Origin of the sequence: Paenibacillus sp. FSL F4-0125, assembly GCF_038008565.1 — a bacterium.
Taxonomy (GTDB): Bacteria; Bacillota; Bacilli; order Paenibacillales; family Paenibacillaceae; genus Paenibacillus_AQ.
In genome coordinates, this window is record NZ_JBBOZJ010000001.1 from 6,026,386 (window position 1) to 6,053,269 (window position 26,884).

15 protein-coding genes, 1 tRNA gene and 2 rRNA genes are annotated in these 26,884 nt (G+C 43.4%); 1 reads left to right on the forward strand and 17 read right to left on the reverse strand.

The genetic code is table 11. From position 1 onward, the window contains the following. Positions 1-109: 109 nt before the first annotated feature. From NST74_RS26990 to NST74_RS27000, 3 genes are all read right to left on the reverse strand, one after another. Positions 110-3,038 (reverse strand): 23S ribosomal RNA (locus tag NST74_RS26990). A gap of 177 nt (positions 3,039-3,215) precedes the next feature. Further along, positions 3,216-3,291: transfer RNA gene (locus NST74_RS26995), tRNA-Ala, on the reverse strand. Positions 3,292-3,392: 101 nt separating this feature from the next. Next, positions 3,393-4,950 (reverse strand): 16S ribosomal RNA (locus tag NST74_RS27000). The 16S and 23S rRNA genes sit together here with 1 tRNA gene alongside, the layout of an rRNA operon. A gap of 415 nt (positions 4,951-5,365) precedes the next feature. Here NST74_RS27000 and NST74_RS27005 point away from each other — a divergent pair. After that, a complete protein-coding gene (locus NST74_RS27005; protein ID WP_341115378.1) occupies positions 5,366-6,622 on the forward strand; it encodes an MFS transporter in 1,257 nt (418 codons plus the stop codon). A 20-nt stretch (positions 6,623-6,642) separates the two neighbouring features. On the opposite strand, the gene NST74_RS27010 is transcribed toward NST74_RS27005, so the two are convergent. The 14 genes from NST74_RS27010 to NST74_RS27075 all read right to left on the reverse strand — a co-directional run bounded on the left by NST74_RS27010 (position 6,643) and on the right by NST74_RS27075 (position 26,871). Then, on the reverse strand, positions 6,643-8,550 hold the full coding sequence (locus NST74_RS27010) for a transglycosylase domain-containing protein (RefSeq protein WP_341115379.1): 1,908 nt from the start codon (positions 8,548-8,550) through the stop codon (positions 6,643-6,645). Beyond that, positions 8,547-9,146 carry a hypothetical protein gene (locus NST74_RS27015; protein ID WP_341115380.1) on the reverse strand — a complete coding sequence of 200 codons (600 nt, stop codon included), beginning with the start codon at positions 9,144-9,146 and terminating at the stop codon, positions 8,547-8,549. Before NST74_RS27015 ends, NST74_RS27010 begins: the two co-directional genes overlap by 4 nt. A 64-nt stretch (positions 9,147-9,210) precedes the next feature. Continuing rightward, the gene (locus NST74_RS27020; RefSeq protein ID WP_341115381.1) at positions 9,211-10,323 is read right to left on the reverse strand and encodes a sensor histidine kinase; all 1,113 of its coding nucleotides are present in this window, start codon (positions 10,321-10,323) and stop codon (positions 9,211-9,213) included. Positions 10,324-10,342: 19 nt separating this feature from the next. Further along, positions 10,343-11,050: a response regulator transcription factor gene (locus NST74_RS27025; protein WP_042131255.1), complete on the reverse strand. Its 708-nt coding sequence runs from the start codon at positions 11,048-11,050 to the stop codon at positions 10,343-10,345. A 201-nt stretch (positions 11,051-11,251) separates the two neighbouring features. Then, positions 11,252-13,264 (reverse strand): NAD-dependent DNA ligase LigA, encoded by a 2,013-nt coding sequence (gene ligA / locus NST74_RS27030; protein WP_341115382.1) that lies wholly within the window; start codon positions 13,262-13,264, stop codon positions 11,252-11,254. 78 nt (positions 13,265-13,342) lie between these two features. Next, positions 13,343-15,682: a DNA helicase PcrA gene (pcrA, locus tag NST74_RS27035; protein WP_341115383.1), complete on the reverse strand. Its 2,340-nt coding sequence runs from the start codon at positions 15,680-15,682 to the stop codon at positions 13,343-13,345. 159 nt (positions 15,683-15,841) lie between these two features. Then, on the reverse strand, positions 15,842-16,561 hold the full coding sequence (locus tag NST74_RS27040; protein ID WP_341115384.1) for a heptaprenylglyceryl phosphate synthase: 720 nt from the start codon (positions 16,559-16,561) through the stop codon (positions 15,842-15,844). 228 nt (positions 16,562-16,789) lie between these two features. Beyond that, complete coding sequence (locus tag NST74_RS27045; protein WP_341115385.1) at positions 16,790-17,656, reverse strand: phosphatidylinositol-specific phospholipase C/glycerophosphodiester phosphodiesterase family protein; 867 nt, start codon at positions 17,654-17,656, stop codon at positions 16,790-16,792. Positions 17,657-17,778: 122 nt separating this feature from the next. Next, the gene (locus NST74_RS27050; RefSeq protein WP_341115386.1) at positions 17,779-19,185 is read right to left on the reverse strand and encodes an undecaprenyl-phosphate glucose phosphotransferase; all 1,407 of its coding nucleotides are present in this window, start codon (positions 19,183-19,185) and stop codon (positions 17,779-17,781) included. Next, positions 19,182-20,081, reverse strand: a complete 900-nt coding sequence (locus tag NST74_RS27055; protein WP_445668220.1) for a glycosyltransferase family 2 protein — start codon at positions 20,079-20,081, stop codon at positions 19,182-19,184. The genes NST74_RS27050 and NST74_RS27055 overlap by 4 nt, the downstream gene beginning before the upstream one ends. A gap of 157 nt (positions 20,082-20,238) precedes the next feature. Further along, positions 20,239-21,261: a glycosyltransferase family 2 protein gene (locus NST74_RS27060; RefSeq protein WP_341115388.1), complete on the reverse strand. Its 1,023-nt coding sequence runs from the start codon at positions 21,259-21,261 to the stop codon at positions 20,239-20,241. A gap of 105 nt (positions 21,262-21,366) precedes the next feature. Continuing rightward, positions 21,367-22,821: a class I SAM-dependent methyltransferase gene (locus NST74_RS27065; protein ID WP_341115389.1), complete on the reverse strand. Its 1,455-nt coding sequence runs from the start codon at positions 22,819-22,821 to the stop codon at positions 21,367-21,369. 29 nt (positions 22,822-22,850) lie between these two features. After that, the gene (locus NST74_RS27070) at positions 22,851-25,955 is read right to left on the reverse strand and encodes a glycosyltransferase (protein WP_341115390.1); all 3,105 of its coding nucleotides are present in this window, start codon (positions 25,953-25,955) and stop codon (positions 22,851-22,853) included. After that, the gene (locus tag NST74_RS27075) at positions 25,945-26,871 is read right to left on the reverse strand and encodes an NAD-dependent epimerase/dehydratase family protein (protein WP_341115391.1); all 927 of its coding nucleotides are present in this window, start codon (positions 26,869-26,871) and stop codon (positions 25,945-25,947) included. Before NST74_RS27075 ends, NST74_RS27070 begins: the two co-directional genes overlap by 11 nt. Positions 26,872-26,884 lie beyond the last annotated feature (13 nt).

The following is a 26,884-nucleotide window of genomic DNA, read 5'->3' on the forward strand; positions in this document are numbered from 1 at the left end:
TCTCGAAATCGCTGCGAGAAAATATCAGCCCTTATAAAGGACATGCAGCTTATTGATTACAGGCTTAATGCCTGAAAACTGAATCCGAATTGAATTTGCGTTTTAAGTATAGGATAAGCCCTCGACCGATTAGTATTGGTCAGCTCCATGCATTACTGCACTTCCACCTCCAACCTATCTACCTCGTCGTCTTCAAGGGGTCTTACTAATTGGGAAATCTCATCTTGAGGGGGGCTTCACGCTTAGATGCTTTCAGCGCTTATCCCGTCCGTACGTAGCTACCCAGCCATGCTTCTGGCGAAACAACTGGTGCACCAGCGGTACGTCCATCCCGGTCCTCTCGTACTAAGGACAGCTCCTCTCAAATTTCCTGCGCCCACGACAGATAGGGACCGAACTGTCTCACGACGTTCTGAACCCAGCTCGCGTACCGCTTTAATGGGCGAACAGCCCAACCCTTGGGACCTACTTCAGCCCCAGGATGCGATGAGCCGACATCGAGGTGCCAAACCTCCCCGTCGATGTGGACTCTTGGGGGAGATAAGCCTGTTATCCCCAGGGTAGCTTTTATCCGTTGAGCGATGGCCCTTCCATGCGGTACCACCGGATCACTAAGTCCGACTTTCGTCCCTGCTCGACTTGTAGGTCTCGCAGTCAAGCTCCCTTATGCCTTTGCACTCTTCGAATGATTTCCAACCATTCTGAGGGAACCTTGGAACGCCTCCGTTACTCTTTAGGAGGCGACCGCCCCAGTCAAACTGCCCGCCTGACACGGTCCCCGTACCCGATTAGGGCACTAGGTTAGAACCTAGATACGATCAGGGTGGTATCCCAACGGCGCCTCCACCGAAGCTTGCGCTCCGATTTCTACGGCTCCCACCTATCCTGTACAGATCGTACCCAAATTCAATATCAAGCTGCAGTAAAGCTCCATGGGGTCTTTCCGTCTTGTCGCGGGTAACCTGCATCTTCACAGGTATTAAAATTTCACCGGATCTCTCGTTGAGACAGCGCCCAAGTCGTTACGCCATTCGTGCGGGTCAGAATTTACCTGACAAGGAATTTCGCTACCTTAGGACCGTTATAGTTACGGCCGCCGTTTACTGGGGCTTCGGTTCATAGCTTCGGGTTACCCCTAACCACTCCCCTTAACCTTCCAGCACCGGGCAGGCGTCAGCCCGTATACTTCGCCTTGCGGCTTCGCACAGACCTGTGTTTTTGCTAAACAGTCGCTTGGGCCTTTTCACTGCGGCCCCCTCGTGCTATTCACACTACCGGGGCACCCCTTCTCCCGAAGTTACGGGGTCATTTTGCCGAGTTCCTTAACGAGAGTTCTTCCGCGCGCCTTAGAATTCTCTTCTCGCCTACCTGTGTCGGTTTGCGGTACGGGCACCTTCTCCTGGCTAGAGGCTTTTCTTGGCAGTGTGAGATCATGACCTTCGCTACTATAATTTTCGCTCCCCATCACAGCCCAGCCTTAACGATGTGCGGATTTGCCTACACATCAGCCTCACTGCTTAGACGGACATATCCATCAGTCCGCGTCACTACCCTCCTGCGTCACCCCATCGCTCATAGCGGATTACGGTGGTACAGTAATTTCAAACTGTTGTCCTTCGACTACGCCTTTCGGCCTCGCCTTAGGTCCCGACTTACCCTGAGCGGACGAGCCTTCCTCAGGAAACCTTGGGCTTTCGGCGGATCAGATTCTCACTGATCTTTTCGTTACTCATACCGGCATTCTCACTTGTATGCTGTCCAGCGCTCCTTACGGTACACCTTCAACCCACATACAACGCTCCCCTACCCCAGATACATACGTATCTAGCCATAGCTTCGGTGGTGTGTTTAGCCCCGTTACATTTTCGGCGCAGAGTCACTCGACCAGTGAGCTATTACGCACTCTTTCAATGGTGGCTGCTTCTAAGCCAACATCCTGGTTGTCTGTGCAACTCCACATCCTTTCCCACTTAACACACACTTGGGGACCTTAGCTGATGGTCTGGGCTGTTTCCCTTTTGACAATGGATCTTAGCACTCACTGTCTGACTCCCGGCAATAAGTATATGGCATTCGGAGTTTGACTGAGCTTGGTAATCCTTGCGGACCCCGCACCCAATCAGTGCTCTACCTCCACTACTCTTATACCGAGGCTAGCCCTAAAGCTATTTCGGGGAGAACCAGCTATCTCCGAGTTCGATTGGAATTTCTCCGCTACCCCCACCTCATCCCCGCACTTTTCAACGTGCGTGGGTTCGGGCCTCCAGTGCGTGTTACCGCACCTTCACCCTGGACAGGGGTAGATCACACGGTTTCGGGTCTACGTCCACATACTCATTCGCCCTATTCAGACTCGCTTTCGCTGCGGCTCCGTCTTCTCGACTTAACCTTGCATGTTAAACGTAACTCGCCGGTTCATTCTACAAAAGGCACGCCATCACCCATTAATAGGGCTCTGACTTTTTGTAAGCACACGGTTTCAGGTTCTATTTCACTCCCCTTCCGGGGTGCTTTTCACCTTTCCCTCACGGTACTGTTTCACTATCGGTCGCCAGGTAGTATTTAGCCTTAGCAGATGGTCCTGCTGGATTCATACGGGGTTTCACGTGCCCCGCACTACTCGGGATCCGTCTCGGAGAGAACACAGTTTAGGTTACAGGGCTTTTACCTCTATCGCGGGCCTTTCCAGACCTCTTCACCTACCATATTCCTTTGTAACTCCATGTGAGACGTCCCACAACCCCTAAGAGCAAGCTCTTAGGTTTAGGCTGTTCCGCGTTCGCTCGCCGCTACTGACGGAATCACTATTGTTTTCTCTTCCTCAGGGTACTTAGATGTTTCAGTTCCCCTGGTCTGCCTCTACATACCCTATGTATTCAGGTATGAGTAACTGCGAATTACCACAGCTGGGTTTCCCCATTCGGACACCCCCGGATCAAAGCTTGCTTACAGCTCCCCGAGGCAGTTTCGTTGTTCGCCACGTCCTTCGTCGGCTCCTGGCGCCTAGGCATCCTCCGTGTGCTCTTATTAGCTTAACCTTGATTTTTCCGCAGGAAAATATCATACGATATCTCTCTTGGAATCATCTCACTAATAACATTTACTTGTTTGCACAAGTTGCTAAAAGATGTTCTAAAACGCAAATTCGTTTCGGTATCCAGTTTTCAAGGATCAAGATAAAACTATTCTAGACATAACAAATAGATGAAGTTTGTTGGTGGAGCCAAGCGGGATCGAACCGCTGACCTCCTGCTTGCAAGGCAGGCGCTCTCCCAGCTGAGCTATGGCCCCGCAAATTCCATCAAAACCGAACAAATGGATACGCGTTAAATAATTGTGGAAGTTTAACTTCCGATTTGAATGTCTCCACTTCCGAAGACGATTCTCCATAGAAAGGAGGTGATCCAGCCGCACCTTCCGATACGGCTACCTTGTTACGACTTCACCCCAATCATCTACCCCACCTTCGGCGGCTGGCTCCCTTGCGGGTTACCCCACCGACTTCGGGTGTTGTAAACTCTCGTGGTGTGACGGGCGGTGTGTACAAGACCCGGGAACGTATTCACCGCGGCATGCTGATCCGCGATTACTAGCAATTCCGACTTCATGCAGGCGAGTTGCAGCCTGCAATCCGAACTGAGACCGGCTTTGATGGGATTGGCTCCACCTCGCGGCTTCGCTTCCCGTTGTACCGGCCATTGTAGTACGTGTGTAGCCCAGGTCATAAGGGGCATGATGATTTGACGTCATCCCCACCTTCCTCCGGTTTGTCACCGGCAGTCACTCTAGAGTGCCCAACATTACTTGCTGGCAACTAAAGTTAAGGGTTGCGCTCGTTGCGGGACTTAACCCAACATCTCACGACACGAGCTGACGACAACCATGCACCACCTGTCTCCTCTGTCCCGAAGGCCGCTGCTATCTCTAGCAGATTCAGAGGGATGTCAAGACCTGGTAAGGTTCTTCGCGTTGCTTCGAATTAAACCACATACTCCACTGCTTGTGCGGGTCCCCGTCAATTCCTTTGAGTTTCAGTCTTGCGACCGTACTCCCCAGGCGGAGTGCTTACTGTGTTAACTTCGGCACCAAGGGTATCGAAACCCCTAACACCTAGCACTCATCGTTTACGGCGTGGACTACCAGGGTATCTAATCCTGTTTGCTCCCCACGCTTTCGCGCCTCAGCGTCAGTTACAGCCCAGAAAGTCGCCTTCGCCACTGGTGTTCCTCCACATATCTACGCATTTCACCGCTACACGTGGAATTCCACTTTCCTCTTCTGTACTCAAGTCACCCAGTTTCCAGTGCGACCTTAGGTTGAGCCCAAGGTTTAAACACCAGACTTAAATGACCGCCTGCGCGCGCTTTACGCCCAATAATTCCGGACAACGCTTGCCCCCTACGTATTACCGCGGCTGCTGGCACGTAGTTAGCCGGGGCTTTCTTCTCAGGTACCGTCACTCCGGTAGCAGTTACTCTACCGGACGTTCTTCCCTGGCAACAGAGCTTTACGATCCGAAAACCTTCATCACTCACGCGGCGTTGCTCCGTCAGACTTTCGTCCATTGCGGAAGATTCCCTACTGCTGCCTCCCGTAGGAGTCTGGGCCGTGTCTCAGTCCCAGTGTGGCCGTTCACCCTCTCAGGTCGGCTACGCATCGTCGCCTTGGTGGGCCGTTACCCCACCAACTAGCTAATGCGCCGCAGGCCCATCCCTCAGTGACAGATTACTCCGTCTTTCATTCTTTTTTCAGGAGAAGAAAGAAATTATCCGGTATTAGCTACCGTTTCCGGTAGTTATCCCAGCCTAAGGGGCAGGTTGCCTACGTGTTACTCACCCGTCCGCCGCTAAGTCATTTTGAAAGCAAGCTTTCAAAATGACTCCGCTCGACTTGCATGTATTAGGCACGCCGCCAGCGTTCGTCCTGAGCCAGGATCAAACTCTCCAATTAGTATTGAAAAGAGCGATATGCTCATTTTGAAACTGACGATTCATTAAATGAATCTTTTAAAAATTAACGCGTTCCATTTGTTCAGTTTTCAAAGAACTTGCTCCCAGCATTTCGACATTCAATGTCTCTTGCACAGGAATTTGAGTATATCATATTTTCGTATTTCTTGTCAACTTATTTTTTCATCGTTTGTGTTTCATTTGTTCGATGCGTCATAAGCACAAGAGATAATATACCATGCGGTTCTTATGTTTGCAAGCTTTTTTTGAAATAAAAAATAATCGACGCATAAATACTTTCAAACCAGCACAAACCAACACAAATTGATTCCAATCATCCGTGATCTGTGGCTAAATAGAACTTATCGCAATCCCATAATATTAACTTCGAATGATACGTACAGAGAGGAGTCTAAATGAAAAACCAACCATCTAGTGCTGCGATCCCAACAAACACTAAGGACAAGGAGCAGCGTAATCTGCAGCAAGCAACAATCTATAAGATTTTGCTGGCAGTCAGCTTTGTTCATTTATTTAATGATTCTATTCAGGCAGTTATCCCTGCAATCTTCCCTATTCTCAAAGATAACTTATTACTCTCCTTTGCTCAGATCGGATGGATCTCCTTTGCCCTAAATATGACGTCCTCAGTTATCCAACCAGTCATCGGGTATGCTGCTGACCGCAAGCCTCGTCCTATATTATTACCACTAGGCATGTGCAGCACATTTTTAGGCGTACTTTTATTGGCATATGCCAACAACTATATTCTTGTATTGTTTTCCGTCATGCTAATCGGCTTTGGCTCAGCTACTTTTCATCCGGAAGGCATGCGTGTTGCTCATATGGCTGCCGGGCAGCGGAAAGGCCTTTCGCAATCCATTTTTCAAGTCGGCGGTAATGCTGGGCAATCTTTAGGTCCAATGCTCACGAAATGGATATTCATCCCCTTTGGGCAGATTGGGGCACTTGGTTTCACTATCGTTGCAGCTGCCGGTATTGCCGTCCAGACTTACGTTGCTCGCTGGTATCGGGAGATGCTGGACGCAGGATATACATTTCATAAGAAATCAACAGCTCGTGCAATCGATCCTGCCCGCCGCAAAAGTATTCGAACAGCAACAATTATCCTTGTCTTCCTAGTCTTTGTAAGGTCATGGTACGGCGCTTCTATCGGCAGTTACTACGCTTTCTATCTAATGGACAAATACCAAATGACGCTTGATAAAGCCCAAATCTACATTTTCATGTATTTAGCAGCTGGTGCCATTGGTACATTCTTTGGAGGCCCCTTGGCGGACCGCTTCGGACGGCGTAATCTCATTCTTCTCTCTATGGTCGGAACAGTGCCCTTCGCGCTGGCTCTCCCCTTTGTGAACCAAATGTGGGCCGCTGTACTCCTACTGATTGGCGGTTTCATCCTTTTGTCCAGCTTCTCTGTTACTGTAATCTATGCTCAGATGCTTTATCCAGGGAATATCGGAACAGTCTCAGGGTTAATCACCGGTCTTGCTTTTGGTCTCGGGGGAATTGGCTCCTTGGTACTCGGCAATCTGATTGACAGCATTGGGATTTCAAAAGTGTTTATAGCTTGTGGCTTCCTGCCTCTTCTCGGTTTCCTCGCTCTCCTGCTTCCTAGAGATGAGAAACTAGAAGAATGGGCCGCTCAATAAACATCAATAACATCATAGAATCAATAATTACTTAGCGCTTTACTCATCACTGTAGAAAATAGAGCGGCAGCCTTCCCGCTGCCCTCTGTCATATAATTATCCTTATTTGTACGATCAAACCCCATCCACACTGCAGCTGTCCATTCCGAAGTATAACCAACAAACCATAGATCCCGATTTGCTTTCTTGCTCACACCTGGCAGGTCCAATTGAGTTGTTCCGGTTTTCCCTGCTACGGGTCTGTTCATTTGTGCCTTTTTGCCGGTTCCTTCATTGACAACACTACGCAGCATAGTCGTCATTGCATCTGCTGTTCGTTGCGATATCACCTGACGTGATACAGTGGGATGTGTATATACGACTTTCCCTCCTGCATTAGTTATCGAGCGCACCATATGAGCCTCATTGAATTTACCTCCATTAGCAAAGACACCGTAGGCCTGTGTCATTTTAAGTGGAGATACCCCTTTATGAAGCCCTCCTAAAGCTATTGATAAATGGTTGTCCTCCTGCGTCAGTACTATTCCTAATTTCGCGGCAAATTGCCGTGCAGAAGAGATTCCAACCTGCTTCAAAAGCCAAACGGCTGGCGCATTCACGGATTTTTGCAGCGCTCTACTCATTGTAATTTGACCTTGATACACACCATTCAAATTCTCAGGTACATAGTTGCCATAAGCATATTTATGATCAGACAGTATACTATTTGGGCTATACTTCCCGCTCTCTAGCGCGGGTCCATAATCAATGATCGGCTTGAAGCTGGAGCCTGGCTGCCGCGCATCAATTGTAGCTCTGTTCAAGCTCCCCTCGTTTTGCTCACGCCCACCAATCAGTGCCACCACTTCACCTGTACGATGATCCATGATGGTCATAGCTGCTTCCACCAGTTGATCCTTTCCATCGGGCGGGAAAGAAGACGCCTTAAGAAAAGCCTGTTCAAGCGCCTGCTGCGCTTTAATATTCAACCCTGTAACGATAGTGTAGCCTCCCGTTCGAAGCTCTTCTACTGACTTCCCAGTGATCTGAGAAGCTTCTTTAAGCGCAGCATCCACATAATGCACGCCAATGACTTCTACTTTGTTCGCAGCCGGAGGTTGATACTGTTTATCTCTGGCCTCCATCATTTGTTCAGTAGTGATCAGTCCTTGATCTAGCATGATCTGTAGAACGAGATCCCTTCTTGTTTTGGATAATGTACTATTGTCTACCGGATTATAAATAGACGGTCCTTTAGGAATTCCCGCTAGGGTGGCTACTTGCCATATCTCTAGTTTTTTCAAATCAGATACACCGAAGTAACGCTCGGCAGCTGCTTTCACTCCATACTGTCCTCGTCCCATATAGATTTGATTGAGATAAAGTCCCAGAATTTCACGTTTAGATAGCCGCCGCTCCAAAGCAAGCGCAATGGATGCTTCATTTAGCTTGCGCATCACATTCTTGTTCCTGTTCAAATAAAGATTGCGAGCAAGCTGCTGAGTGATGCTGCTTCCGCCCTCGGAGAGATCCATATCCACAACATTATTCAAAAAGGCGCGAGATATCCCTTTGTAATCTATTCCCTGATGGCTATAGAAACGACGGTCCTCCACTGCTAAAAATGTATTTATCAATAATGCAGGCATCTCCTCCAGCTCTGCTAGATGTCTATACCCAGAGCCTGGTAAAGGGATCATCCTTAATGTCGTCCCATCCGAGGTCTTAATGATGCTCGATTCCGGCAGTTGAAGTTTATCCTCTTGTTGTTTAACCACTTGTCCGCCGTATTGAAATACGTAAAGCAAACCCACAAGCGCTATTATTATTCCAATGACACTCGTATCAAAAAATAAATATCCCAGACGGAGTATCCGAGTACGCACGATCCATCTGCCATCTTTGTCTGAATGGACTTCACTTAGTTTTTTTTCGGTAACGGCACTCATGATTCTATAATCAGGTTCTCTAGGAACCGCTCCATACTACGGGCTTCAACATTTGCCGCTTCAAGAAGTGCGTGCGCTTCTGCCCCATCATCTGTAATGTCAGCCTCTTCTACCTCACGAAGAGTACGGAGAATTGCCCGAGTTCTAATCAATAAAGCTACAGCTGGTGTATCTTGCATCGTTTCTGGTGCTAAACCTCTATTCGGAACTTCAATTCTTTGCATACGATTCAGGTTAGCGGCGATTTGGCCTAATTCTCCTCCAGAGAGGACCTTAATTTCTTTTGTTGCTCCCTTGTCTGCCATCTCTGAGGTCCCAACCAATACGGTGTACAAATCATCGGAAATTTTCTGTGAACGTAGAATAAACAGACCGCTGAAGAGCAGAACAAATAGAATAACAGCACAGGGGATTTTTCCAATATGATTAATGACCCAGTGGGTAAGACGGATAAAAAAAGCATCTGATTGCCCCGAATAATGAGCGTACAGCAAAGCAACACCCCGCTGGACAACAAAAAGAAAGGCAGCACTCAAAAGAGCACTCCCTATAAAAATATAAAGATAGTGGATACGAATCGTCTGAAGTTTGTGCATAGTAATCCCCTCCTTGTGCTCACAAGGATATCTTCCAAATCTTAAGAACCCGCCAAGAGTTTTCTTAAGATTCTCTGAAGAATGGGAAATGGGTAATAAAATCCGTTCGAAGGGGGGAGCTTTCTACATAAATAACGCCATTATGGCGTTCAATGATACTTTTTGAAATGGCAAGACCTAGGCCCGAACCACCTGTATGCTGTGAACGGGACTTCTCTGCCCGATAGAATCGTTCAAAAATATAAGGGATATCACTCTCTGCAATCATCTCTCCAAAGTTACTAATGCGAACAACCGCTTCATTCCCCTTTTTACTGAAACCAATCTCCATTTTTCCGCCGCTTCTACCGTAACGGATCGCGTTCGTAATCAAATTCTCATAAGCACGAACTAACTCTTTAGGGGAAGCTTCTATCCATAACTCATCTGCTTGGTCATCGATCTCATAGGTCATTTCAGCCTTTGTTAGTTCGGGAACGGATTCCTCCGCTAACTGCCGTATAAAGGCTTTTAAATCTAATCTCTCCAGAACCAGAGGGTATTCTCCACTATTAACACGTGTATATTCAAAAAGATCGTCGATCAGTTTACGCAGCACAAGCGATTTGTTGTAGGCTATACTCACGTAATAACGTATTTCTACTTCTTCCTGACATCGATCCTGCTCGATATACTCCAGAAAACCGAGGACAGAGGTAAGCGGGGTTCTTAAATCATGTGAAACGCCAGTGATCAAATCGTTTTTCGCGTTCACAGCTTTACGTTCCTCCTCCACGGAGTGCTGCAAGCGTTCAGCCATTTCATTAATATTCTCAGCCAGCACTCCCAGCTCGTCCGTGGTTCTGACTTTAATTCGGTGCGACATCCCAGAGCTTGTGATTTCCCGAATCCCTTTGGTGATCTCCTCCAGATAAAGTACTACTTTACGAGTATAGATAAAAAAGAACAGCAAAAAGCTGATAATACCAGCGGCGGTCAGCAGTGGCATAGAACCAATATGATTAATGATCCAGCGTAAGATACGTGAATAGGGAGCCGACTCTGACGCTGGATTCAAATAGATCATGAAATTAACGAGCTGGTAACCTGCAAACAGCAGTAATCCACCGGAAAGCACACTAAGCAAAAAGGCGTATATAAACTTCCAACGAATCGTAGTTATATATTTGGAATTCAAGAAGCCTCACCTAATCCTTTCAGGAAGGTCCATCTAATTTATACCCAACTCCCCAGACGGTTTGTATATAACGCGGGCGCTTCGAATCCACTTCGATTTTGTCGCGGAGGTTACGAATATGTACCATAACAGTATTACCTCCATCTAAAAATGGCTCGTTCCACACCTTATCGTATATCTGCTCTAAGCTGAGCACTTGACCTTGGTGCCTTGCCAAAAGCTCTAAAATAGAAAATTCCCGGGGAGTCAGCTTAATCTTCTGCTGGTCTATATGTACCTCATGCTTAGACGTATCTATAGTTAAATCTTCAAAGCTCAGTTTGTTGTCAGTTCCCAAGCTATTACTTTCTTTATTGAAGGCGTGGTAACGACGCAGTTGTGACTTCACCCTAGCTACAATCTCCAAAGGATTAAACGGCTTGCCCACGTAGTCGTCCGCTCCTATGCTGAGTCCTGAGATTTTATCCATATCGGTATTTTTGGCTGAAAGAATGATAATTGGCATCTTCCGCTCTTCACGGATCTTCATACACGCAACTAGTCCATCCATCTTAGGCATCATGACATCAAGAATGATTAAATCTACTTCTTCCTTCTGCAGACACGCTAGCGCTTCCATTCCATCATAGGCTTTAAGCAGCCGATAGCCCTCATTACAGAGGTATATCGATAATAGCTCGACTATTTCCTTCTCATCATCTACTAACAATATCGTCTCTCTCTTCACGGAAGGGGTTTCCTTTCAATTATAGTAATAATATCTATAGCTTCTATATTAGCAGATCAATCGAACGATTTTCCTCGAAAATAGAAACATGTACTTACAATCGCATGACAATAAAGTAGGTTACGCGAAAAAGGGCACCCGCTCCTCTCGTACTTAAACGAAATGGAACAGGTACCCTTTTAGGATCTATTGAAAATATGCTTACATCTCCAGCAATCGAATCAGCTCATCCTCATCTTCAATGACTTGTATGCCTAACTGCTGTGCCTTGGCCAGTTTACTGCCTGCCTTCTCTCCGGCAATAACCAAATCGGTCTTCTTGGATACACTTCCGGATACCTTTGCTCCAAGCGCTTCTAAGCGCTCAGCCGCTTCGTCACGTGTAAGCTTTTGTAATGAACCGGTCAACACTACCGTTTTTCCACTAAAGAAGGAATCGGTATTAACAGGACGCGGTGCTTCAGGGGCCTTTGCTTCAACACCCAAAGCTCGCAAGCGAGCAACATTTGCCACCACAACAGGATCTGCGAAGAAATTAACAATACTCTCGGCGACAATCCCACCAATGTCCGGTAACTCGGCGAGTTCCTCCGCTTTAGCCTGCATTACAGCATCCAGATCACGAAAATGATCAGCCAGCATCTTGGTTGTTGCTTTACCTGTGTTAGGGATTCCTAACGCAAATAAGAATGACGCGAGATCGCGCCCTTTACTATCCTCTAACGCTTGCAGCAAATTCTGCGCTTTTTTCTCCCCAAAACGGTTCAACTGTACAAGCTGTTCAAAAGACAATTCATACAGATCCGCAGAGTCATGTACATTAAGCTCGTCGTAGAGCTGACCTGCCGTCTTCTCACTAAACGTCTCAATATCCATCGCATCACGCGAAGCGAAGTGGGTGATCCGACTAATAATTTGCGGTCTACAGTTCAGCTTATTATTACAGAAAAGATGCGCACCGCGCATTTCTAGCGGATATCCGCAAGCCGGGCAGTCCTCAGGAAAAATAATTTCTCCTCCGTCATTCTCCTCTGTTACCTTACCGAGAATTTCCGGGATAACATCATTAGAACGCCGAATAAACACTCGTGCCCCTAAGGCGAATTTCAAATTTTTACGCTCAATATCGCCTACATTATTTAATGTGCAATTCTGTACAGTAACTCCAGCAAGTTCTACGGCTTCAACACGAGCCAGCGGAGTCACTTTGCCTGTACGTCCTACATTCCAGCTAACAGACTCAAGCACGGTCGTTGTTTCTTCAGCCTCAAATTTATAAGCCACTGCCCAGCGGGGGAACTTGTCAGTGTAACCAAGAACTTCTCGAATACGGAAATCAGTCACCTTGATTACAGCTCCATCAATGAGGTAATCAAGACTCGAACGACTCTCCTCGATTCCAGCAAGCTGTTCGGTCACATCATCGAAATCATTACAGTAAGTCAAATAAGGATTTACTTTGAATTTGTTATTCCGCAGAAAATCCATCATCTCCTGATGATCGGCGAATTCTACACCTTCTGCAAAACCTACATTATAGAAATATGCATTTAAACGACGTTCTGCAGTAGTCTTCGGATTTAGATTGCGCAGTGCACCTGCTGCTGCATTACGCGCATTCTTCAGCGGATCTGCAGCCCGTGTATTATAATCAGCTAGCACAGACAGATTCATAATCCCTTCACCTTGAACCTCAATGACCCCTTCTTTAAAAGGAATCGTTAATGGAACAGACTTAATGGTCTTCACCTGCGCAAGGATTCCTTCACCAATGACACCATTACCACGCGTCGATGCCTGTTCAAGAACGCCATTTCGATAGGTTAAATTCAGCGTTAAGCCATCGAACTTCAGCTCTACTGCATAACAAGGATCAGGAAGAGGGTTGTCTGGATTCTTAAGATTGTACTCATTCACTAACCGGAGTACCCGCGTATTCCAGCTCCGCAGCTGTTCAATATTCTGTGCTTTATCGAGACTCCAAAGCGGAGCCAGATGCCGATGCGGCGTGAAGCCCTTAAGCAGCTCTCCACCTACACGTTGTGTAGGAGAATCCGGTAGTACGAAGCCACTTTCAGCCTCCAGTGCTACAAGCTTGTCGTATAAAACATCGTATTCCTTATCACTGACTAGCGGAGCATCCAGCGTGTAGTAGTGGTAATTATAATTATTTAACTCCGCAACAAGCTCTTCCATCACATGCATAGCATCCATGCAGGTACATCCCTCCGTCAATAAGTTTCCTAATGGTTAGCGTGGTCTAAATATCCGTTCGTTAATCGTTTCCTACTATTATTCCACCCTGGTAATCGGTGCAAACCCTGCAAGCAGTCGTTTTACACCCACTGGTGCCGGGAAAGCAATCTGCAGCTCCGTGTCATTCCCGGTGCCCTTAACAGCCACAACGGTACCGGTGCCCCATTTGCCGTGCGAAACCTTATCACCCGCTTTGTATTCGCCAGCTGCTGCAGCCCCTGATCCAGTAGCGCGCTGAGCGCCTCCTGAGGTTACGGTCACGCTGCTTTTGCTTGTCGCTGCGGACGATGTGCTTCCGCTGCCACTCGGTGCCGCACCAGCGGCTCCACTTCGGCCGCCGAAGTTCCCACGACTGCCGCCACTGAAGCCGCGTCCGCCGTAAGCACCGCCTACCTCCGAGCCTCCACGTTGGAAACGGTCCTGCGTCTTAGCTGTATCTTCCTTCAGTTCCTCCGGAATCTCTTCAATGAAGCGGGACGGCTGATTCGCCGTCGTCCGCCCAAAGAGCGTACGCATCCGCGCGCAAGAGAGAAACAGCTGTTTCTCCGCGCGGGTGATCCCTACATACGCAAGGCGGCGTTCCTCTTCGAGCTCGTCATTATCTTGGAAAGCACGGCTGTGCGGGAACACGCCTTCTTCCATCCCGACAATAAACACCGTTGGGAACTCCAGACCTTTGGCGCTGTGCATCGTCATCAGGACTACAGCGTCACTACGGTCCTCTTCATCATCATTCACACTATCAATATCTGCGATAAGTGCAAGATCCGTGAGGAAGGAGACAAGCGACTTGTCCTCGTTATTCTTTTCAAACTCCATCGTCACCGACAGGAACTCATCGATGTTCTCTAGTCGCGAGCGAGATTCGAGTGTGTTTTCATTTTGCAGCTCCAAACGGTACTGCGACATCTCTAGTATTTTTTCCGTCAGTTCGGTTACGGACAAGAACTCCACCATACGATGCAGAGCTTCAATCATATCGTAGAACTCTACTAGCATATTCCGCGTCCGCCCAGCAAAGCCCAAATCATCTACAGTTTGCAGTACGCGGAAAATAGAAACACCACGCTCAGCAGCCGCAGCTGCCAGCTTGCCAACCGTTGTATCCCCTAATCCCCGCTTAGGTACATTAATGATACGCGTCAGACTAATGTCATCATCAGGATTTGACAGCAGGCGTAAATAAGCGAGCAGATCCTTGATTTCTTTACGATCATAGAACTTAATCCCGCCCACGATTTGATACGGAATATCAGATTTAATTAGAATTTCCTCGATTACCCGTGACTGGGCATTTGTACGATACAGTATCGCATGATTCTGATAGGCCTGACCCTGTTTCACATTTTTGCTGATTTCTCCGGTTACAAAGTAACCTTCATCATGCTCGGAGTCCGCCCGGTACACCTTAATCTTGGCGCCTTCCTCGGAATCGGTCCACAGCTTCTTCGGCTTACGTCCACTATTGAGTGCGATCACACCATTGGCTGCATTCAGGATATTAGCAGTTGAACGGTAGTTCTGCTCTAGAAGAATGGTCTTCGCTTCTGGATAGTCCTCTTCAAAATTAAGAATGTTCGTAATATCCGCTCCGCGCCAGCGATAAATCGACTGATCACTATCCCCTACCACACAAATCCGGTGGTGGCTGTCAGCGAGCATACGGCACAACATATACTGCGCTCTGTTCGTATCCTGATACTCATCCACGTGGATGTATTTGAATTTCTTTTGGTAGAAATCAAGGACCTCGGGAACTTCCTTAAACAGTTCGATAGTCTTCATAATCAAATCATCAAAATCAAGCGAGTTATTGCTTCTTAAACGCCTTTGATACATCTTATATACCTTTGCAACTAAGCCTTCAAAATAATCGCCAACCTTCTGCTCATACTGCGCCGGAGTGATCAACTCATTCTTGGAAGCGCTAATGATGGCCTGCACTGCTTTTGGTTCAAATTTCTTCGTATCAATATTCAGTTCCTTCATACAGTTACGTATTACGGATAGCTGATCTGTAGAGTCCAGAATGGAGAAGTTGGAGGTAAAACCAATCCGCTCGATATCCTTCCGCAAAATCCGAACACACATAGAGTGAAAGGTGGATACCCAGATATCTCTTCCCTCAGGTCCGACAAGCTTAGATACACGTTCCTGCATTTCCCGCGCGGCTTTATTCGTAAACGTAATCGCCAAAATCGCCCAAGGCGGCGCCTTTCGATTGGCAATCAGCCAGGCAATTCTGTGAGTCAACACTCTCGTCTTCCCACTGCCCGCACCAGCCATAATCAAAAGTGGTCCTTCAGTAGTTTCGACAGCCTGTCTTTGTGGAGGATTCAGTCGACTTACTGCGTCTTGTATGCTAATAAGTTGCATGTGTAACATGCTCCTTTCTAAATATAAAATCACAAATCAAAAGTAGTCCTAAAAATAACCACTAAGCATAAACACCTTCGGCATCCTTATAAGGACGGTAAGTGTTTATGCGAAAATATAAAGATAATGTATAACGTGAAACTTATACTTTCTTATATTTTAATCAAATTGCTCTTGTACTGTCTTCCTCACAGCCGCAACTGTTAGCAGTGCCTGCTGTACATCGCTATAAATAATATTGCCGACCACTACTGTATCACATAGAGCTGCTGCTTGCTCGGCCTCTGCCTCACAAGTAATGCCCCCTCCATAAAAAAGCTGAGCCTGCTCCACCATTTCACGCACCGTCCGCACGGTGTCCATATCCCCGAATCTACCGCTGTATTCAAGATAAACAATCGGCAGTGACATCAGCCTGTCCGCAACCTGGGCATATGCAGCCGCTTCTTCAGCATCAATGGCCGTCTCAGCCCCTGTAATCCGTGCAACTGAAGAGTCACTATTCAGCACAATATAACCTTCCGCTAGAAGCGAATCCCATGGAATCATAAATCCATAGCGTTCAATAGCTCGGCGATGATGGCCTACAATCCAGGCTGTATCAGGCGTATTAAGCACCATAGGAATCATATAAAGATCAAATCCGGGTACAGCAGCTTCAAGTTCGGATACCTCGAGTGCACAGGGTAACTCAAAATGCCTCACTCTTGATAAGAGATCCACTGTATTCTCATAGGTTACTCCTGTAGATCCCCCTATCAGTATGGCATCCGTGCCTGATAAGCAAACAGCCTCCAAATCCTCATCCGAAATCATCCGGTCAGGGTCTAGCTTAAACACATGCCGCCAAGGTTTGATCATTTGCTGCACTGCTTTCATGAGAATCATCCTTAATAGTCATTTGGGCAAGACAAAGACACTCCTGCCGCCGCAAAAGATATAGATCTAGTCTATGCCAGCACAGCAGGTGTGTCAATTTAAAGCGAACAAAAATGCGAACATTTTTTCGTATATAAATTTTGGGACTCCCGCAAAGCACCTGAATACACATCTATGGAAAGCACCACTTTTTAGAGATATATTAATGGTAATAAGTAGTCAAAGATTTCAACGTACACCTGAGATGTTAATCAAATCCTCTTCCGGCACAAAATCAGTGTAAAAACCATCCACGCCCATACGGGATAACTCCCGAATTTCATCTTCTTCATTCACAGTATGAACATATACACGTGCGCCAGCCTTCTTCAGCTTTTTAACAAAGCTTTTGTTGGCCCGACTAACCGGCATGGTAATATCCACTCCAGCTCTTTGGACAAAATCAATGACTTGCTCATCCGTATCCTGAGATTGGTAAAGGGTATAGAGTACTTTCGAAAAAGTGTGTACTTTATTGATCTCATCAAGCATCTTCTGATTGTATATTTGTGGAATGATTCGTTCCAATATGGCTGGATCCCGGCGCTGCGCCGCTTCTACCAACAATGTAAATTGTTTATTTATAAGTTCAGATTTGATCTCTTTCGTATCCGTCACGATATAGGCATCTGGATAATGCTGCATCAGATCAAGCAACCTCTCAACATCGATTGGGGAGTAAATATTCAGAATTGGACTATCCATGAATTCTTTATAATCTAGTACAACCCCTTGTTTATTAGCAGGAAGCACATCCAACTGTCCTAAGAGCTTGCTCATATTCCCTGACCACTCATGCCGACCAACTAGCTGATCATCAGCCGATAATAACAAGTCTACTTCAAATACGCGAGTTCCTTGTGCATAATTAGCTACAAATGCTTCAAAAGCATTGGTGTACGTATGACCGTTAATGCCACCCATGGCATGTGCTACGACCTTGTGAGCTTCAAAGCCGCTTACAGATTGCTCGTCTTCATTACTAAAAGCGATTACAAGTAGCGTTATAAGAGCCCCAATTACAATTACGGTTGCAACAATCCTTTTCTTATCCATAGTTGAGAGTTTCCTTTGCGAAGTTTAGATTATAAAACCAATAGAAAAACAATACCCCGCTCTACCATAGGTAGAAACGGGGATCCAATTAAAGTTTTAGCAAATCTGAATCAGTGCAGGAATCAATAAGCATTTTTGTTGACGAAGCCGTTGCGAATCGTTTTGAAAATAATTCGAATATCGAACAGTAAAGACCAGTTCTCAATGTAGAAAATATCGTGTTTGATCCGCTCCTCGATGGAAGTGTCACCGCGGAGTCCATTGCTCTGTGCCCAGCCTGTGATTCCAGGGCGTACATGGTGTTTTACCATATACTTTGGAATTTCGTCACGGAACTGTTCCACATAATACGGGCGTTCTGGTCGAGGTCCAACCACGCTCATATGTCCCAGCAACACATTAAAAAATTGCGGAAGCTCATCCAGACTTGTCTTACGGATAAAGGTCCCAAATCTAGTTCTACGAGGATCTTCTGGTGTACTCCAGCCTGTATCCTCTTCGCCGTCCTGCTGCATTTTCATCGAGCGGAACTTATACATCATGAAATTACGTCGATTTAATCCCACTCGTTCCTGCCGGAATATAATCGGTCCCGGAGAAGTAAGTCGGACACCAAGGGCTACGATGAGCATTACAGGAGATATCATAATGATTGCGAACAAGGAGAACACAATATCAAACAATCGTTTTGCCATCTTATTACCCGTCATATCTAGTGGAATATCACGAACATTAATCATTGGCATACCTGCAAAGTTATCAAAGTACGGCCGCGCTGGTAAGTAGTCAAAAAAGTCAGGGATAATTAATGTGCGCACACCTGCTTTTTCACAGGCTGCAATAATTGAAGGATACTTCGAATGCGCATCGAGCGGCAATGCTAGTATAACTTCATCCACAGGCAGCATCTCTAGCATACCGGACAACTGGTCAACTGTTCCCAGGATCGGCTTATAACGTTGTTCTTCAATTCCATCCCAAGTGTGATAGTCATCCAAGAAACCAATCGCTTCATAACCGAGCTCGGGGTATTGCTCTAAATTATTATAGAATCTTTTGCCTAACGTACCTGCGCCGATGATAAGTACAAACTGTCGGTTGAAGCCTTTTTCGCGAAAAGATTTAAGCATCTTCTTCAGTACATAACGGTACAGCATAATAGAAAGAACGTTAAATCCCAAATAAAGCGCAAGATATGTACGCGAAATATTTATTTCTTTCACGAAAAACATCAGACCGAGCAGGATGAAAATACTCATTATATGCACTTGGAAAATCTTAATAAATTCATCGACAAAACGTTTCTTCCGCTTAGGCAAATACATTGACAGAAGTATACCGATTAGGACAGCCACTCCACCGTAAATCATACTCCAGTAAGCGTACGACTCTACAGGCAAAGGATTTTCGTACTCCATCCATCCGCTTCTAAACTTTAGCCACCAAGCTACTAGGAAGGACAGCTGGATGACAAGAAAGTCAGCTACCATATAAAGCTGTGTCAAAAATTTTTGATTCCGCCGAATCATAATCTCACCTCAGTATTTTTTTCGTTACGGGCACCTGTTTCATTAGCAGAGTTAAGACTCTGAGCAGGTGATGTGACCGTTTTAGGAGAGGTTAAGGCATTCCGCAAAAGCGAAAGTGCGAACTTCACACCAACGCCGGCATATACTGTTCCATTTATCATACTGTTGTACTTCTTACTATAATGCTTACGATGAAATAAAATCATTGCCCGGTGGAATTCATAGACGATCTTGAACGGCCTACGTCTAGCGCTACCGCCTTTAAGATGCACGATAGAGGTCTTCGGATAATAATAAATCTCCCAGCCAGCCTCTTTAATACGATAGCACCAGTCCAAATCCTCACCGTACATAAAGAATTCTTCATCTAATCCGCCCACCTGATCAATCGTCTCCCGCCGCAGCAGCATAAACGCACCAACAAGACAATCAATCGGGTAATCAAGATCAGGGTCCAGATAGCCTAACTGGTAACCGTTAAACCTCGGACGATCCGGAAACAGCTTACTGAAGCCAAAAGCATAATAGAAAGAAGCAGACGGTGTAGGGAATCCACGCTTGCACGCTTTATCCAGCGAACCATCCGGCAAAATAATCTTACATCCTGACGCCCCAACATCGGGTCGACCGTCCATAAAGGAGATCATTGTCTCCAGCGTATCCTTACGTACTACCGTATCTGAGTTGAGCAGAAGCACATACCGTCCCGATGAAGCTTCCATCCCCTGATTATTAGCACGGGCAAAACCGACATTGTCGTTATTTGCGATCAATATTACACCTGGAAACTCTCTACTAATCTTCTCTACTGATTCATCACGGGAATTGTTGTCTATCAAAATAATCTCATAGGAATAGTTCGTTTCTGAGTCATACACCGACCTGAGACAGTCCATCGTCAGGCGACAAGTGTTGTAATTAACAATAAGTATGCTTACATCTACATTCACTGCGTAACGCTCCTGACAAATATAGTAATCTACCGACAATTATTATAACATAAAACCTCCCTGAGAGGAGGTGACGTTTCAGGGAGGTTTTTCCATTTTCGGTTTAGTTTTTGTGTTTCTTTCTCTCTTTTATCGTAGTTTGTATATACTTCCGCTTCTTTTTTAACGCAGGGAGCTGAGTGAAAAAGGATTTCCAAGCAACTATTAACTGCGGCTCTCTAAGCAGCATATAGCCGTGAGCTGCAATTTCATAGGGAAGAGAAATGAAGATTGTTTTCAAGATAGTTAGAGCAGGTTCATTCTTGTAGATCATTTTATAGCGGTTAATGTAAGATATTCGTCGGATAAACATCGGCTTGGTGTTACGACCAGATGTTTTCCAGCCACGTTCGTGATACCCGATCGCCTCAGCATCATAATATCCCTGCCAGCCGAATAACTCCGCCCTCCAAGCCACATCCACATCTTCCTTATATGCGAAAAAGTCAGCATCAAAAAATTCACCATTAACACTAATATCATCGATCATCCGCCGAGAGTACATCGCAGCCGCTCCAGATACACCGAATACCGGACCCGACTGTGTCCATTGATCAGCTGGCTCGCCTGCACCGCGATCAAACGCACGCCGTGCTCTATTCATTCGAAGACCTGTGCTGTCTACCAGCCCATGATCCGCCTTAAGCAAAAGCTTGCCTGTGACGCTGCCGATCTGCGGGTTGGCTTCCATGTGTGCAATGAGTCTAGAAACATAGTCAGGAGCCAGCGTTAGGTCAGGGTTAAGAACGAGCACGTAATCTGTACTCGTGGCCGATATCGCCTGGTTGTGGGCTGGGGCGAAGCCTGTGTTGTTTGGGTTTTCTAGAAGGACAAGAGATGGATATTTGGTAGTTCTACCTTCGGTGCTCGAGGCATAATGGTCCGCTGAGAACAATTGTGCTGAACCCGATTTGATCTGTTCGTAAAACCATCTGACCTTGTCTGTCGAATCATCGGCTGAAGCATTGTCCACTATGACAATTTTTTCGAGCGGATAATCCTGGGCAAGGACTGCCGACAAGCATTCAATAATATCATCTACGCTGTTATAAGTAACGATATGCACGCTTACTGTTTTATTCTTCATAAATATCCTCGAATTCAGCCCAAGTTATTTAATAAAACGTAAAATGGCCGATGGTATTTCCATTTGCACTTCTTTTTCCAAAGAAAATTACTGTATAATGTCATGTTACTCATTAGTAATGTATGCTGCTAAGCTTACATTAGACAAAAACATGATTTTCCGACTACTAATCTCTAACAATCTAACAATGCTATAATTATCGCAAACGCGAAATCTAAGCAACACTCCGCCCTTAACTTCTCTTTCCAGCTCCCAAACCTGCATACCTTCTTGTGTAACAGTAAAGTTCATTTGCTGAATAATAGTTCCGTTTTGAACTAGTTCTATTAATAAATTAGCACCAATATTTGAGAATAAAAAATAATAAATCTTACTGCCAACTCCAGATAATGAATACTCGAAGTATTTACTGTAGGGAACTGTATTTGATATTGTTAAAATTGAGTTTCTATTAAAAGAATTATTGAGAAATGTAAGACCATCTATAAACTTAAAATGATTACTAGCTAAAGCACTGTATATATTATTCCCTTTTCTAAATAGCTTCTGCTGACGCCATTTGAAGACAGGGGTTTCTTTGTCCTCCATTAGTTCGAGGACAGATGAAGCTAAACTATTTTTTTCTAATAATAACTTTTGAAGTGAACTTGTTGTTTTCTCATTCTCTTGCTTAATTTTAAGTATTTGCTCTAACTGATCCTTTTCCATTTGTTGGACTCTTTTTCCTAGCCAACTTAGTCGCTCTTCTGATTCATATAATTTTTTTTTAATTTCATTAATATCATTGTGAGCATTTTCAATACTAATTTGAACATCATTAGTGTGACTATCTAGTCGTTTTTCAAGTCTATCATTCCATTTTTTTATATCTGAAAGAATTGAAGTACCCATGTCTTGATTTATTTCTCTATTACGAACTTGTTGTATAATATCAGGTTCATTTTCGTCTGCTAATTTTTTAAATTCTAAAACTTCATCCAAAGTGAAAGGACTTCCCGATTTATTAACCGCTAATACATAGTATATTTGATCACATACATTTTGGAGCGACCTACGAGCATTGCGCTTTTCTTCTTCAGATAAATCGATATAATCAGGGAAATAGAAATATTCCATGCTAACAGTGTGTATATTTACACTCAATTGGCTATTATCGCTCGAACCTAATCCCCAATTATAAGCATGTGGATTGTAATAATCCCTTTTATCTATGGAAGTGTTACTATCGGATGTGAAAAAACGAAAAGTCGCCTCATTAAAAACTTGCTTATGATAAAAATTAGCGAAATTTACAGTCTCCATATGATACGGAGATAAGACATAAATCAACGCCCCATGCTTACAGACACGATAAATTTCCTCCATGATGAAGTAGATATTATCAAAGTGTTCTAATGAATGTGAACATAACATAATATCAACTGAGTTATCTTCAAGAGGAATTCCATTATTCACGTCTGCTGCGATGTCTACCCCAGATAGAAGGAATCGGTCTATTCCTAAGTATCCCTCAGCTTTTGTGTGTCCACATCCTAAGTCGACCCTTACTATATTATCCATTTCATTTGTCCTCCAAGCCGTTTAACTACTCATTCTTTAAGGTCAATGTAAAGTAAATCAGTAATTGGCAGGTGAATATTTACTCTATTTAATATTTTATACAAATAATTTCTTTTCTGTTTATTTTCAAATATTCCGATAGTATTTTGGGCAGATTGAATAGAAAATTCTATAATAAAAAGTCTTTCTGCACAATTTGAAATGGGCTCGAACTTGAAATATGTCCATTCATTAAAGCTAATACTACTAATATCTAATACAGCATCTCGCAGCTTTCTATCATTCACATATAATGCCATATTAACTGTTCCAGCATTATCTTCTCCATTTAAGTTGCCAAAAACAATGCCAATTTCACTTAATTGATTCAAATTACAGATAAATTTATACTTCTTTGAGTTATTAATAGGTCTAGAGAAACTAATGGAATCAGGGTCTATTACTCTGGGTTTAATTAAATGATTAGCTGTTCTATAAATATCATAAATCTTAGTTGAAGAATGAGATATAGAGTTATGTTTTTTTGTTCTAGTTTTTAGTATTAGATGGTCTAACAATCGACTTCTCACTACTTCTAAGCTGTATTCTTTACCTATAAGATCATTTATATTATTTGTGATTGTATACCATTTTTCTTTGCTATCGATAGCTTTCTGAAGCGTTTCATATATACTCATTGTTTCAAAATCTTTAGTTAAGTAGCCAGTTACCCCATCAATTATTAACTCTGAAATTCCACCACAGGGACAAGCAATTGGAATCAATCCACCCGCTGCGCAAATTAATAGAGTTTGTGGGATACTTTCATCAATTGATGTTGATAGTATAATATGATTCTCGGAAATTATTTCTTCCATAGGCACTAGTCCATGTAACCTAATCTGGTCATTCAATTTATACTTTTCGATATAGTTTTGAATTTCTTCAACATAGGATGATAGCATTTGAAGTTTGTACCCGTATAAATTAAGTTCGATATTATATCCATTTTGAATAAGTAAATGACATGCTTTCACAGCTTCTAATTGACGCTTCCTCTTTTGTAATGTGCCACCAATTGCAATGGAGATTTTTTGAGTATCAGATTTTATTTTAATTATTGACTCATTAAGGACTATAGAAGGGATTTTTATAGCCGTTAAATCAAAAGCTCTATTATAGATCTGGGCTGCCCAATCTGAATCAGAAATAATACTACTTGCTGCTTGCTTTAATTCTATGATTTTTTCAAAACTATATCCTGTAGGTTGAAATAAAGCAAACACTGAGTGAACATCCATCATGGACGCTACCGAGACTATATCATCAATGTTACTGCTACTTATTATTAATCCCACTTCTTGTGTAGATATCCAATTGATCAAGGTTTCTCTATAATTATCCTCTTTATTCTTGGAATTGTATGGTGCTTTTAATATCGGTGGCAAACCTTGACTTTGAATATATTTGTTTAGATCATCTTCGCTTTCATCATCCCCATATTTTTTTTGATCTGGAACACAGATTTGTACATTAATACCGACACTACTTAGCATTTTACCGATTTGTACACCGTAAATCTCCGAGCCTGAAATCATAGATGAATTTAAAAATATTAAACACTTTTTATAATTAATATTTGTTAGTAATTGGATAGTTTGTATGATGTAACTACTAAACTCATCTTCCTTCAATTGTAATTTTCTTGTGTTTATTTTAATAATTTTATCATCACAATCAGAGAGATTAACTACAAGATCTGATATATCCATTAATTGTATAGCAGCTTGAAGCCGTTCTTCATCCCATGGAAGTCCCATTTTAGGAAAGTACAAATCCATCTTAAAGACGTTTTGAACACATTCGAGTTGATTGTAATCAAGGATATTCTCAAAAGCATTCTTTTGAAGTCCATACGAGATTAAGTACAAAATAGGAATATTTATTTCTTTGTACTGTCGAATATAGTCCATCATAAAAAGACCTGTACAATCAACCAATAAGAGAAAGTCAATATCAGAAGGCGAATATGATGATAGTTGCCATTCTCCACAAGTTAATATAATAGAATCCTTATGTTGCTTTTGAAGAAGTTCTTTATACTTTGAAACTTTGTCATTATATACATTACAAACTAAAAGAATCCGAAGTTTACGGTTCAAACTGAATTCGGAGTTAAACGGAGAAATCTGATTTTTATCATTAGTACTAAACAATCGGTTATTAAAGGAATTTTCATTATTATAATAGGTATGCCCTTCAAAAAAGGGCTTATATACAATGTTATCTACATTCTGATACTCATCATAGTTTTTTACATATGGTAATAACACGTTAAAATCAAATACATCTAATTGATCAATCGTGTCAGGCAACAATTTTTTAGTTCTTTCATACATACGTTTTTCATCAGTCATTAATGCATAAGTTAGCTTATAATCCATTTTAACTGAGAGGCCAAGTGAAACTGGAGAAGAGGGGCCTAATTCAGTGCTAAGTACCTTATTAACATAATTAAATGAAGCCCCTAGTGATTTAGCTCTAAGCCACAGATCCCAATCACATAAACGTCGCATTCCAATATGAGGATCATATAGTCCATATTGTTCAAAGAAGGATTTCTTACAGAGAACTGAACCATTTGGAATCGTATTTAGATGATACATGAATTCAAGCGTTAGGGGCCATTCCCCTAAAAAGAAATGTTCGTCGTCGCTAACCTTCATTTTCGTTATAGAATATTGTACATCAGCGGATTTTGAATCCATCTGAGTTAATAGAGTCTCCAAAAAAAGAGAGTCCCATATATTATCGTCAAAAATGAATGCGACATATTCGCCCCTAGCTTTCAATATTCCTTCATTTGTTCTGACAGCTGGTAAACCGCAATTGGTATCATGACGTATATATACTATTCTATTGTCCTTTAAAGCGTATTGAGTTATAAGCTCTTGGGAACCATCACTTGAACCGTCATCAATAATGATAAATTCAAAATTCATAAATGTTTGGCTTAATACGGACTCTATACAGCGTTCAAGAAAGCCTTCTGCCATTCTACAATATGTTGGCATAACAATGCTAATTATGGGGGTGTTATTCTCGAAGCCATTATCTAATATTTGTTGATCATGTAAAAATTCATTAAATCTCATTGTTATTTTCCTTTTTCCTTTTGATAGTTTTTTGAATTCCCTCTTCGAGGGTGAATTTCGGTTGCCACGAGCAATCCTTTGTAATCTTTGATATGTCTAGGACATTCACACTAACCCCACTATAATCATTATTATGAAATACGATCGCCTCTTTATTCAATATATGCTCAATTATATGTATGATATCCGTCAACTTTCTGCCTTCGCCGGTACCAATGTTGTAAATCCCATGTTTCTTTTTATCTAATAGTGTAATCAACGCGTCACAAAAGTCATCAATAAAGATGTAATCTCTTATAGAATTCCCAGCACCACTCCATATGGTTATTGGGTTATCGTTTGAAATATTTTGAATAAAAATATCCACGGCTCCCTGTTCTACTTTTCTATAAAAGTGGCAACCGTAAAGGTTTGAAATCCTAAGAATTAAATATTCGACATTATGAATTCGATTATAAAATTTTATGATTTCCTCACTTAAAAGCTTACCTTGGCCATAAGAGGAGAGAGGATTTAGTTCGGTTGACTCCGTTGCAGTTTGTTCTTCACAGTTTCCGTATATAGTTCCACCAGATGAAGGGAATACTATTTTCTTCACATTTAATTCTACCATTGCATCCAGAACATTATCTAATGCAAGAAGTGAATTCTGTAACTCATAGTTTAAATTATCGCGACTTGATCGTGGCAACGAATGTGATACAAAATAAAACACAACATCAACATCTCTAAGCGCTGATCTAACTGTATCTTTATCTAATACATTTCCAACTAAAGTTTCAACGTTTGTTCCATTAAATTTATCTGTAATATTTCGATCTAGCACCTTTACGTTCCAACCATTATTAAATAGTGTCATAGCTACACTAAACCCAATAAACCCTTGCCCACCAATCACCAGAGCTCTATTTACCACTATTAACCTACCT